Raw genomic sequence first — 13,077 nt, forward strand, 5'->3', positions numbered from 1 at the left:
CGGCTCGTTTTCTTTATAATGTTCGATTTTCTGTGTCGGCACGCTATTGGTAACATGCAACTGGCCCGAGCGGAACGCGCGCTCTTCGGTCTGTTCGCTTTCTATAGGGTGAAAATGGATTTTATTTAAACGGACATTTTCGGCGTCCCAATAGGTGGGGCTTTTTTCCACGATAATGACCCGGTTGACATCCCATTGTTTGAGCACGAAAGGACCGTTGCCGACATAATTTTCCGCCCGGGTCCATCGTGATCCCCGCCGGTCGATTTCGCCGTGCTTTTCGATCGTACCAGGATGAACGGCATACCAGGAGTAGTGGGTCAGGAGCGACAGGAAGTATGGCGTTGGATTGTTCAGGGTAATAACCAGGGTATGGGAATCGGGCGTTGAAGCTCCGACCTGAGAAAAATCATCGACCTCACCCTTGTTGAATTTCTCGGCATTTTTCATGCAGTAGAGCATATACGAATACTCACTTCCCAGAGCAGGCGAGAGGATTCGTTTGAATGAGTACAGATAATCATGTGATGTTACCGGATCGCCGTTAGACCACCGTCCGTTTTTACGGAGATGAAAAGTATAGGTGCACCGGTCTTCAGAAATCTCCCATCGTTCCGCTGCACCCGGTATGGGGTGAAGATCTTCCGGATCTTCTGCAACAAGGCCTTCCATGAGCGCAGCGATAATATTATGCTCGGGAACGCCAGTGACAATATGGGGATCGAGATCCTGCGGTTCGGCGCCGTTGCCGAGGTGGAGTACCTGCTCTGTGATACCCTTCTGCACGGCTGTTTCACGGCGGCCGCAGCCGGCAATACACAAAAGTGCTGAGACAATGTAAAGTGCATTCGGGGAATTGAAAATCCGGGAGAATGAACGCATATGGTGCCTTTCTTCATGAAATTGTGCTTCATAAAAAGGAATAATAATATATTAAAGATACCTTCATACCCTGTGGTGCAAGCAAAAAGAATTGGTGCGAAAAGAGTAAACAGCATGATAATGAGAACAGTAATAACAATTTTCTTGGTCGAGGCGGCATTTCTTGTGTGTGGATGCGGTTCATCAAATCCTGCACAGGCACTTGAGAGAAGGCTGGTGGCCTATTATCCGTTTAACGGTAATGCCGATGATGAATCGGGAAGGGGCAATGACGGTCGTGTTGTGGGGGCAACGCCGGTTGAGAACAGGTTCGGTGATGACAGCGCCGCGTTTCATTTTGACGGCACGGGCGATCATATCGAGGTCCCTCATTCGGAAGCATTAAATATCGAAGGTTCACTGAGCATCTCGGTCTGGATCAAACCCGAAGGACTTGCCGCATGGAAATGCATTGTCTTTCGCGGCGATGAGATTTCCGGCGAAGACCCTTACTACATCAGAATTTATGACAGTAACACCCTCGATTACGGGGTGCAGACAATGGTCGACTCGGGAGGGACGATAATCAACATGTTCGACTTCTCGATGACGCAAATTGTAAACAATCGATGGTCCCATCTGGCCATGATATTTGAGAACCGGCAGGAGTTGTCGCTCTATATCAATGGCGCCCCCGTCCATTCCCGGCAGACAAGGCTCGACAACCGTGGCGCCGACCGGAACATGAAACTGTTCATCGGCTCGGCGGCCGGCGGTCAGCATTTTTCGGGTGATATCGATGACGTCCGTATCTACAGCAGAGCGCTGTCGGCCAACGAAGTTGCCGCATTGAGTGAGGAAAAGGATTGATTCTGCTGGCTTCGAGAGCCTCGGCCTCCAGGTGACGAGTTTTACCGAATAACCACTTTCGCCGCATTTATATATTCCTCTGTGTATATCCTGACAATATAGGTCCCACCGGGAAGATTTGAATGGTTCCATACGAGGCTGGTTGTGCCTTTACCGGGTTTTTGTGCCGTGATCGACGTCACCAGGCGGCCTGCCGGGGTGTAGATTTTAATTATCGGCACTGCTTTTTCGGGTATTGTCAGCGCGAATATGCTTCGGGCAGGGTGAGAGTGGATTTTGAACAGGGGCAAAGACACCTCGCCGCGCAATCCCGGGTGATTGATTGGTGAAAGTTCGGGCAAGTCGTTATGACCGCCTGAAAGCGGAATTTCCGTATCGCTCCATATCAATGTGCCGGTTAAATCGAGCGGAAGATCGATCGACCCGTGGAATGTATTATCGGAGAGGCGGCCGAAAGCAACCTCGATGTCGCCTTTGTAATGAGGCATTTTACCGTAGACGGTATCGAGGCTGGCGAGATGGGGTTTTATTTTGACTGTTGTGAAACCCGGGCTGCCGGGTTCAATGCCACAGATTGTAGCAAGCATTTCGTAATTGGGACTGTTGTTGGCATGGCAATCCGAGCGGGTCAGCTCTTTGTTTTCGGGGAAAGTTGTTAATCCACGATCGATCAGGTCGAACCAGTCCTGGAGCTGTTCGATAAAGAGGTTACCCATTCCCGTTTTGTTGAGTGCCCTGAAAAGGTAGGGACGGAAATTGAGCGAAGTCTGGATCAGTGTGTTGTCATCGAGCACTTTTACCATCAGCGCACGCTGTTGATTTTGCGGGACGGCATCGGTGAGCACCGCCAGAATATTGGCGTGCTGGCTGAAAAGCTTTTTGTCGGGTGTCTGGGCGAACAGCTTTTTCGATGAGTCGTAACACCGGTTGTACACTGCAGTTTTTACCGACTGTGCAAGGGTGCGGTACCCATCGGCATCGCTGCCTCGACCGAGGTTGTCAAAAAGTGCGGCAGCGCGCTGGAGGGTATAGACATATGAGAGGGAATGCACCGATGAATGGCCGTAGCGGTCGGTTTGCGGCTCACCCCATTTCAGGAAACCATCGCTCCAGTCGACAAAATCCCAGTTCTCAAGATCGGTGAGCATACCGGTGTTGTCGATTTTCGATTCAAACCAGTCTAAAACACTCTGGATGCCCGGAATAAACCGGGTCAGAAAACTTTTATCGTTCCGCAGCATGGAAAAGTCGTGCATCATGTCAATCCACGAGAGTGAAAATCCCGGAATTACCTGGCCCTGGTTGGAGGGGTATCTGCTGAGTGTGAGGCCATCGGAGTTGATGGAATAATCAAACTGGCTGATAGCATTCTGCATGAGGAGATCATCTCCGGAAACGACAACAGAGACCAGGCACTGGAATCGGGTGTCGCGCACATACTGGAGCTGTTCGTAATAGGGGCAGTCGTAGTAGGTTTCTCCCGCGCACAGCCGCATGGTCCGCCATCCGATATCCCATACCTGGTTCAACTGTTCATTACTCGAATAAAATGAAGCTTTTTCTTCGAAGGGATATGCGGTAAAAACGCCGTAGAGACTGTCGATCTCCAGGGGTTCGGCGCCGGTGGTGATATCGAGCTGAAGATACCGGTAGGTACGCACCCACAGGGGTCTGAACAAGCGCCGGTCGCCGCCATCGGGGCGGAATATGTCATAGTAGCCGTAAATGGTTTTGCCGTCAACCTGATCACGATTGCCCTTATCAAACCGGGCGTCAAAGAGTGTCTCCGCATAGGTCAATTTAATGCTGCTCTGCGCGCCTTTGCTGACAATAAGCTCCGGATGGGCCATGGTAAGATGGGTCTGGTCTAAAAGGATCGAAACATCGGTGTTGGCGGGAATAACAAGCGGCCGGGAAAAATCGAGCTGATTGCCTGGAGTGATTCCCGATGCGCGCGCGATTGACAATATAGGAAGATACCGTTCTTCCATCATGGGAATAGTACGGGGAACCAGGTCCCACGATGCCTGCGTGCGGGAAATTTCGATTGGTGTCTGCCAGGTGTTGTCATTGAACGGAAGCTCCTGCCATCCCCAGGGATAATTCGCCCCGTTGACATTATCGCACGGACCGGCCACATAGAAAAATCCCAGAAGGTTGTCATCATTGACACCGATCGGGACAGCGGAATATGCCGGGTTTTTGATGACTTTCCAGTTGGATTGATTTGTATTGACCGTCTCGGGTGCGCCGGGGCCTGCCTGAAGAATGAAACCGGTCCTCAGTGAGTGTTGTGCAAGAGGCATATCATCGGAGAAATTCCAGACTTCTGCAGCAAGGATATTCTCGCCGGATTGCAGCATATCGGCTATATCATAGGTGTCGTATACCCAGTGAGCAACATCGCTCCGAGCCGGCCCGAAACCAACCGGTTCGCCGTTTACATACAGACGGTATCGGTTATCGGCAGAAACCTGGATTGCAAATGATGAAGGGACGGTTGCGATGGTAAAGGTATTGCGGAAACAGTAGACGCCATAGTCGGTTGAACCAACCCCGGGCGGTGCAATCCATCGGGCATCCCAGTTGGCCGGTTGTGCATGGAGCGATGACATAATGCAAATGATAGAGACGGCACCGAGCAGGTGCACTGCAGAGAAGCGATGAGCGATTGCCATTATATCCCCTTTTAGCGGTACGCAAATAAAAAAAGAGGCCTTTGTGGGGTCTCCTGCTTTTTAATATAGGGATAAAACAGGCGAAAATCTACGAAAAAGGGCAGTTACTCAAAAAAATGCTCATCGTTTTATAGTATAGGGACGGAGGCGATTATTCTATTATAGCGGACTTGGCAGGTTCGTTGGCAGGTTCGTTAAATAAATAAAATTAGTCCGGGTAAAAATGCGCGTAACCCCTCCCGTATCTGAAAAAATTCCCTTTTGTTGATATTTGTGTTGACATCCACCCAGGCAGAGCTTATAATAAGTAAAGAATTTCCCCCAACGGCTCGTTAACTCGCCCGGTCAGGACCTTACATGAAAGCGATTTTTAGCATGAAAATGATTGGATTACTCGTCCAAACAGCAGCAATAGCCCTTTTTTGCGGCCGCACAGCAGCTCAGTCGTATCCCGATACCCTCTGGGTGCCGGTTATTTTTTATGACTATCGTGCCGATGGGAGTAATCCGGATTTTGAAGCGTGCATCTCACGCTTTACTGTGACAGGAGAGGCCCAGACTTTTCTGGATAGCATACATAAACCGGTATATAATTCAAATACATCAGGTTGTAATGAACATATTAGCGAATGGTATCGCCCCAGCGGCATGAATGGACCGGATATTAATGCTCAATTTTATTACGACAACATCCTTAAAAGATGGCAATGGACCCATTTAGAGTCATACCTTGGCAGAATCGGTGAATATGTGAGCCTTGATTATAATGACTCCTATGATATGGCGACTATTATCATTTATGATTCCTTGCCTTTTACGCTTCTTGGTGATGGGCTGTATCAGTTCGTTCAAGCTGAAGATATCAATGATCAACAGTTTTTCTGGATAAATGGCAGAGGCTATGGAGATGACCATCTGCGAGCTGATTGCGGGTCAGGCAGGAACTACGGTTTCGCTACTGAAATTCAGGGGCATTTTGAATATCGCCCCGGTTTGACGTTTGAGTTTTTTGGTGATGATGACGTTTTTGTATTTATCAATGATTCGCTTGTTTTGGATCTTGGTGGCGTTAAAGGTGGTGATTATGGAAGTTTCAATGTCGATGATATTCCCGGGCTTATTGAGGGAGAGTCCTACCGGTTCAGCTTTTTTCATGCAGAACGAAAAACCTGCGGTTCTGATGTGATGATTACGACGAATATAATTTCTAATGCTTCGAGAAATTTGAGTCTGGAAATCATTGCCGATACAATAACAGCGGGTCAATCCGGAACAGCAATCGGTTATGTAAGAGATCAAAATGATTCGATTCTGGCAAATGAGAGTCAGTTGATTCAGTGGAGCTTTGCAGCAGATTCCGTGATGCCGGGTGATTCTATCGCACCTCTGCAGGGAGAGTCAGCTATCTATACAGCAGCAATTGCTCATCGTCATGCTTATCTTGTCGGCAATTATATGGATGGTGCAACTCTATTGAGCGATACTGCCGCTGTTTTTATCAAGCCTGCTCAGATGCATCATCTGGTTATCGAACCCAATTCTAACGGTTTAACAGAAAGCCCGAATGCAGATAATCCGATCACCAGTATTGCTCTTGATGCACATTCAACAACATTCAATCAACTTTATGCAATTCTCCGTGATCAGTACGGCAATTTTGTTTCGCCATCTGCATCCACAGAATGGTACGCGCTCCCCGGTCCCGATCTGGTCGTTGAAGCCACAAACGGCCCTTCGTTGGAGCTCGGACAGGGCCTGATTACTAAAACCGGAGATAATGGCACAACGATGATTGTTGCACACTGCCTGTTGGACACCGGAGCATTTTTTTATGATACAATTGAAGTTACTGTCGCCGCCGCCCAATACGATTCACTCAGGATCCTCAACAATGACCACGTACCGATCAGCAGTCTGACTACCGGCGAAGGTGTTCTGATAACGCTTTCCAGCGAGGGCCGGCGCACCGATAATGGTCAATGGCAGGAAATAGCGACATCATGGGCAATCTCCAACGATATTCCATCCGAAAATCCTCCACCTGCATTATCGTCAAGCTGGCAGTTTCATCCTACCGATACCGGGCTGGCGGTAATTACCTGCACGCACAATGGAACTTCTTCGCTCACTGCCACGGTACCTGTCTCGGTTGTCGGCGCAACAGAAATGCTTCTCCGACCTGCTGCTGAAAAGCTGACGCTCCTCAATATGCAGACCGGTTCGCAGGGCATAGCGCTTTCGCTTGCCTTTCCCGAAAATATTGCCAGGGCTTCGGTGGTGCTCCTTACCATGCAGGGACAGATATGCTCCCGAATGGAAATAGCTGAGGTGCCAAAAAATTCGGTTGTCAATATTACTCTCGGCAGGGACGAGGTGCTTTCACAGGGCACGCAAATATTGCTCATCAAAGTAGCTGACAAAGAGGGCAAAGTGAAGGAAATGCTTAAAAAGCGCATTGTAATTTGTCATTGAAAGGCAGAGTGCTTGTGCATGCCTGCTTCACCGTCTGCAATTTATTCAAAGGAGTTGTTTTGGCTTTTCGTTTGTGCCTGAAGGACCCAGACCCGAATAGGGAATTTTAATGAAACCAGACAAGTTACCTGTCAAATTTGTTTTTATAGCGATCATTGTCTTTGCGGGCAGCACAGCAGCCCAGTCGTATCCCGATACCCTCTGGGTGCGGGTGATCTATTATGATTTTATCGCTGATGGCGTGAACGGGCAGTCGAAAAATCCCGAATTTAATATTGGTCACTTTAATGCCGGTGTCCACACGGGAATGGTCCAGAGTGATTCACTCGACTATGAAACCGAAAATGCCGATTATTTTGGCCTGGATTCCATAGCAAAACCGGTCTCAGGACCAACTCCGTTTAAAAGCTGCAAAATCGCCCATTGGTATCGTCCCTGGCAATCAATTGAATTATCCGAAGTTGCGGTATATGATAGTGATAGAAGCGATTGCTCGAACATTCAGAGCATCCCTTATACGGCTACCATTAATGGAACGGCAATTACCTATACCGATTCGGCATTTAAAAATGCAGTAATCAAAGATTCAATTCCCTTTACTCCTGCTTTGGGGCAGCCGGAGGGGGTATACGAATTTGACCGGTTGGGGGATTGGAATAGTCCAACTGGTCCTTATGAAAATTATTGGGAAATTCCGGAACATGCCGGCTTTTTCCCAATTGATACAAAAGGATTTGGAGTGGACCCGGTAGCCGCCGATCAAGCGCATAACTACAATTTCGCCATGGAAATGCATTATGCTTTCACCTATCGTCCTGGTTTGACATTTGAATTTTTTGGAGATGATGATTTGTGGGTTTTTATAAACGGGGAGCTGGTCCTTGACCTTGGGGGAGTGCATAGCTCTGTAGCGGGCAGTTTCTCCCTTGATAATCTGGGACTTCAGGAAGGACAGGAATATATCATGGATCTTTTCTTTGCAGAAAGACAAATGGTAAATTCTCGAATAAAAATAGCAACCAATATTTTTGCGCGCTATATCACACCTTCGCCGGTATATCATCTTGTTGTCGAGCCCGACCCTAACGGTCTCACCGAAAGTCCCTTTGCGGATAATCCGGTCGACAGCATAATCCTTACTGCCGGTACCTCAACGTATGATCAACTTTATGCAATCATCCGTGATCAGTACGGCAATTTTGTGTCCCCATCAACATCGACCGAATGGTACGCGCTTCCCGGTCCCGATCTTGCAGTTGAAGCTGCTGTCGGTCCATCGACGGAATTGGGCCAGGGGCTGATCACAAGAATCGGGGATTATGGAAGAACAATGGTTGTGGCACATAGCCTTCAGTACGACGGAGACCTGTTCTACGATACCGTTACTGTAACAGTCGATCCCGTTCAAGCTGACAGCATAAGAATTGTAAACAGCGAGCATATACCGATCAGCAGCCTCACTGTTGGTGAAGGGGTAGCAACCACACTGTACAGCCAAAGCAGACGGGCCGATAATAATCAATGGGCAGATCTTTCAACTTCCTGGTCCATCTCCAACAATCTCCCGACGGCTACACCTCCGCCTGCGTCATCACCAAGCTGGCAATTCCAGCCGACCGACACCGGCCTTGCGGTGATTACCTGTTTTTATCAGGCAGCAACTACTCTCAGTGCATCGATCCCTGTTTCGGTGGTTGGGGCGACGAAGGCATTTTGCAGGCCTGCCGCTGAAAGATTAACGCTGCTTGATATGCAGACCGGTTCGCAAAGGATAACGCTTTCTCTTGCGGTTCCCGACAAAGTCGCAAAAATTTCGGCTATTCTGCTTACCATGCAGGGACAGATATCCTGGCGTGGTGAATCAGTCGCTGCACATCAGAAAACATTTATACGTTTATTAATCGGCAGAAGCAGTGTTCCTGCAAAAGGGGCGCATATTCTCCTTATCCGGGCATATGGCGATCGTGGAGTAAAGCATGATGTGCTTGAAAAGCGGGTGGTTTTATGCCTTTAGTAAACCGGGGTCGGACCTCGGTATTTTCTTTACCAACAACCATATATGCGCATTTTACCCCTCGCTTTTAATCGCTTAAGAAAATCCCGGTCAACCCTTCCTCTCCTTTCCTTTTGAACGCTCGCCCTCAAATCAGCGACTATCCTGATACAGCAAAAACGGCAAAAATCAGCGTATTTCGCTACTCTTTGTTGCTGTTTGTTATTATATTATTATATAATGTAGAAAACGTTTGGCAGGGGGGAGAGATCCATTCGGATTTTTTCCCTTTATTGTTTTGAAAGCAAAATTTTTTAATCCTTAATAGTCTAAGCGATTAAAAAGTTTCTGACCATGCCGGGAGGTTCAGTATGAGTTCATGCCGCAAGCGTGTTAATTGGGGATGGATATTTGCAGGTGTTATTGCACTCAGCGGGATTGTGCAGGCGCAGGGGAATTTGCCTGATACGGTATGGATACGGGTGATCTACTATGACTATATCGCAACAGGTCAATTCAGCGAAAACGGAAATCCTGAATTCAACACCGGTCATTACGCTATGGGGGTGCATAAAAATATGGTCCGGAGTGGCAGCCTGGATTATGATACCGAAAATGCATCCTATTTTGGTCTGGATTCCATTGCAAAGCCCATTTTAGGCTCAAATCCGGTGTTGAATTGCTATATCCACCGGTGGTACCGTCCGTGGACCCACAATGACAGCGTACCGGCATATGATCATTGGAGCCGCAACTCCGATGGCTGGGATTGCAATGAAATTGTTCCAGTGCCATATAATAACGGTGATGTTGTCTATACCGATTCTGCCTTTAAAAATGCAGTGATCATGGATTCCCTTCCTTTCACTCCGGCGCCCAACAAGCCGGAGGGTGTCTATGAATTTGTCCGCCTCGGCGACTGGAATAATCCGAATGGACCTTACGATGATGTTCTGGATATTCCGCCACAAGCCGGGTTTTTCCCGATTGACAAAAAAGGTTTTGGTATCGATCCTCTGGCGGCAGAACAGGGCAAAAATCATAATTACAATTTTGCCATGGAAATGCATCATGTGTTCACCTATCAGCCCGGGTTGACTTTCGAGTTTACCGGTGATGATGATTTATGGGTATTTGTCAATGGAGAGCTTGTGCTCGATCTCGGAGGAGTTCATGACAGGCAGAGCGGAAGCTTTTCACTTGACAATAAGGGACTTCAAGTCGGGCAGGAGTATGTGCTCGATCTTTTTTATGCAGAAAGAAATATGGGGAATTCGCGAATTCGCATTACCACGAATATCTTTACCCCCGCGCCGGCCCGTCTGGAACTCAATGTCGATGATACCACCATGCAGGCCGGCGATACGGTCACCATTGAAGGTCTCGTTTTTACCAATCAGGATATCGCTGTGCCGGTTGACAGCATACTTCCCGGTGGAACTAGATTCTACGATAATTTAGAATGGGCCATAATTTCAACGCTGCAACCCGGCGATCGGATAATTGACGAAAATGGTCAGAAAACCCGCTTTACAGGGACGCAGGCCTTTCGCTCGGTGGATATCGAAGCAGTGTTTACCGATCCTGATGATGCAAAAAATGTTCTCAGGGATACCGCAACGGTTTATATAGAAGCCGGACCGGATTTTCAGGTAGTAGTCGAGCGAAGTTCCCGCAATTCTCTTTCTTCGAGCAATGTGCTTCCGGCAAGCTATGCCGATTCTATCAATGCAAATCCTATAACGGTGATCTCCCTTGACTCTGCAGATAACGAATACTACGCGTATGCGGTCGTGCGCGATGAATTCGGCAATATCAAGCGCCTGGCAAACAATGCCCAGTGGCTCAGCCTCGATGATTCCAAATTCGATGTTGATGGTACTTCGGGAAAGCTGTGGGAAGGCGCAATTGTCAGGGTCACTTCAGGCACCGATTCTCTGGTCGCGTATGAAACCGACCTGAAACCGGATACGGTCCGTGTTGAGGTCAATGCAGGGGTTATAACCGCTATCCGCATTGTCGATGAAAACGGTAATGAAATCGATACGGTGAGGATCAATACCGACCAGCAGCAGCAGTTTTTTGTAGAGGCGCAATGGTCGGATAAGGGGGATGCCTGGATCCCCATTGCGGTCCCCTGGGACCTGGATCCTGATACGCTGCGATCCGACAACCCGCTTCCGGTGGGTGAAACGCAGTCCTGGACCTACAGTCCGATCAATCCCGGCGAAGCCATCCTGTCGGTCGAGCGCGGCGGCTACTCCGATGCGGTCAAACTGATCATCTCCCGTGCGCCGCCGTCAATCCTGACAATCAGCCTTCTTGAAGACAGCATGGTAGCCGGGGTGCCGTTCAAGGCGGTGGTGACGATTGAGAACACCGACGGTCTCATTCCGGGAATCTGGTGTTATCCGGGTGAGGGCGACGGTCAGGTGACTTATCAGGATATTCTTGACAAAGGATCGGGCAAGCCCGGTCCCACGGTCGATGTGGGCAGCGGCGATACACCAATCAGCATACGGCCCGACGATTCAAATAAAACCGATGAATGCTTTATTAACGGTGTGGACACAGTCGAATTTACGTTGTATAATGCACCGCCGTTGAATGAACACCAGATATGGGTCAAATTACGAGGCACAACCGATCTCGAGGCCCACACGCCAACGTTCCGCCTCTGGCCGGGAATAATCGACAGCATAGTTATAGAATCTCCTCTAAACTTTGCGGCGCCTGAAAATATCGAATTGAATGCAAGAAATAAAGATGCCGAACTCTTTTTCTCAGTCGGCTACGATCAGTGGGGCAACCGGATCGGCGAAACCGACGGCACCTGGGAAAAAACAGAGACCCTGCACGATATCAATCCCGGGCCGAGTACCAGTCTGTTCTATTCAACCGAAAATGTCCGGTATAACGAACAGGGCTGCATTATTGTTACTGCCGTAAACAAGTCGGATGCAAAAGACACGGTCTGTATCACGGTCATCGCACCCGATGCTGTTGTAGTAAACTCCTATACCCGTGACATTAACGCTGACGGGCTTTTAGACCGGATTGATGTCTACTTTGACAAACCGGTGGTGTTCCCCGATAATTATAATTTAGATGACATTGAAGTTAAGTATGAGTCCGGCGATATCAATGTCTCCTTTACGGTTTCAGATATCGGCCGCGATGATTCCGACAGTACGATTTTCTATTTGACCCTCGATACGACCGAAACCGGCAGGCCTCAGACCGGATGGACTCCCACATTACGTATCAAAAACGCCGATGAGATCGATGACAGCACCTACACGGTCACCGACGGCGCCGCGCCGGTAGTCTGGAAAGTCGTTAAGGAAATCAAGGATATCAGCAACCGGAAAAAAGATGAAGTGACAATCACTTTCAGTGAAAAACTCGACAGAACACTGGGAAACCGGAGCGGTGATGAGCCCCAGTTGATATTCTATGTGTGGGACGGGTCGGATTCTGATATGGTCCGTGCAGATAACCTGTTTGAGGGGATCGATTTTTTCAAAACCTCCAAATCGAGTGATCAAGCCATATTCCAGATGACTAACGGCATGGATCTGACCACCGATCATCTGGTGAATGTACAGGTAAGCGATGATCGAACCGAAATTATCGACGAAACAAGCAATATCCAGAAGAACGAAAACAACCGTCGGGTGCGAGTTGAAATCCAGGGGGTGGAGCTGAAAGTTTCCGTGGGGCCCAATCCTTTCCCGCCCAATGCAAGCAAGACGTTTCAGAAGGAGACACTGGTTTCCGAGAATTCCCGGGAAGTTGCTAAGCGGGCGCTTACATTCGGCGGCACTGCCTTTGTGATTGACGTCCCCTTGCCGTCCAATCCGCGGAACAGGGATGAAATGAAAATTACCGGTACTTTCAAAATCTACGATATTGCGGGCAACCTGGTCTACAGCCGCAAAACTGAAAAGGGCGATAATCTGGTTCTCGATGAATGGAAAGAGGACTGGAAAGGCGATAAGCGGTTGGGAATCTACTGGAATGGCCTTAACGACAAAGAAATGAAAGTGGCGCCGGGCGCGTATAATGCAATGATATATCTGAAAATAGAATATATCGACGCCTATGGGGATGAAAAAGTCGAGGAGCTGATCGATTCCAAGTCACTTGGTGTTGGACGGGGGCTGGACCAAAAGAGGTGAGCTGACGGTTAAACGTTGAAAG

The 13,077-nt window shown here is 48.6% G+C and carries 6 protein-coding genes; 4 read left to right on the top strand and 2 right to left on the bottom strand.

Annotation, left to right across the window (positions count from 1 at the left end; genetic code table 11):
- Nucleotides 1-882 (bottom strand): peptide ABC transporter substrate-binding protein (locus tag GF401_13440; GenBank protein MBD3346058.1); only part of this gene is annotated, 882 nt, incomplete at its 3' end.
- On the opposite strand from GF401_13440, the gene GF401_13445 reads away from it, so the two are divergent.
- The gene (locus tag GF401_13445) at nucleotides 883-1,731 is read left to right on the top strand and encodes a hypothetical protein (GenBank protein MBD3346059.1); all 849 of its coding nucleotides are present in this window, start codon (nucleotides 883-885) and stop codon (nucleotides 1,729-1,731) included.
- Between the two features lie 41 nt (nucleotides 1,732-1,772).
- Here the strand turns inward: GF401_13445 and GF401_13450 are convergent, their stop codons facing one another.
- On the bottom strand, nucleotides 1,773-4,403 hold the full coding sequence (locus GF401_13450; GenBank protein ID MBD3346060.1) for a Bacterial alpha-L-rhamnosidase: 2,631 nt from the start codon (nucleotides 4,401-4,403) through the stop codon (nucleotides 1,773-1,775).
- A gap of 363 nt (nucleotides 4,404-4,766) precedes the next feature.
- Here GF401_13450 and GF401_13455 point away from each other — a divergent pair, with 363 nt between their 5' ends.
- The 3 genes from GF401_13455 to GF401_13465 all read left to right on the top strand — a co-directional run bounded on the left by GF401_13455 (nucleotide 4,767) and on the right by GF401_13465 (nucleotide 13,055).
- The gene (locus GF401_13455) at nucleotides 4,767-6,881 is read left to right on the top strand and encodes a fibro-slime domain-containing protein (GenBank protein MBD3346061.1); all 2,115 of its coding nucleotides are present in this window, start codon (nucleotides 4,767-4,769) and stop codon (nucleotides 6,879-6,881) included.
- 109 nt (nucleotides 6,882-6,990) lie between these two features.
- Nucleotides 6,991-8,895 (top strand): fibro-slime domain-containing protein, encoded by a 1,905-nt coding sequence (locus GF401_13460; GenBank protein MBD3346062.1) that lies wholly within the window; start codon nucleotides 6,991-6,993, stop codon nucleotides 8,893-8,895.
- Nucleotides 8,896-9,245: 350 nt separating this feature from the next.
- Entirely contained in the window at nucleotides 9,246-13,055 is a 3,810-nt protein-coding gene (locus tag GF401_13465; GenBank protein MBD3346063.1) for a fibro-slime domain-containing protein, read from the top strand.
- Nucleotides 13,056-13,077: the final 22 nt, after the last annotated feature.

The organism is Chitinivibrionales bacterium, from assembly GCA_014728215.1.
Classification (GTDB): domain Bacteria; phylum Fibrobacterota; class Chitinivibrionia; order Chitinivibrionales; family WJKA01; genus WJKA01.

Excerpts from the sequence above, each read along its gene's own strand:
- GF401_13455 (MBD3346061.1), top strand. The coding sequence starts at position 4,767 with ATGAAAGCGATTTTTAGCATGAAAATGATTGGATTACTCGTCCAAACA.
- GF401_13445 (MBD3346059.1), top strand. The coding sequence starts at position 883 with ATGGTGCCTTTCTTCATGAAATTGTGCTTCATAAAAAGGAATAATAAT.
- GF401_13465 (MBD3346063.1), top strand. The coding sequence starts at position 9,246 with ATGAGTTCATGCCGCAAGCGTGTTAATTGGGGATGGATATTTGCAGGT.
- GF401_13460 (MBD3346062.1), top strand. The coding sequence starts at position 6,991 with ATGAAACCAGACAAGTTACCTGTCAAATTTGTTTTTATAGCGATCATT.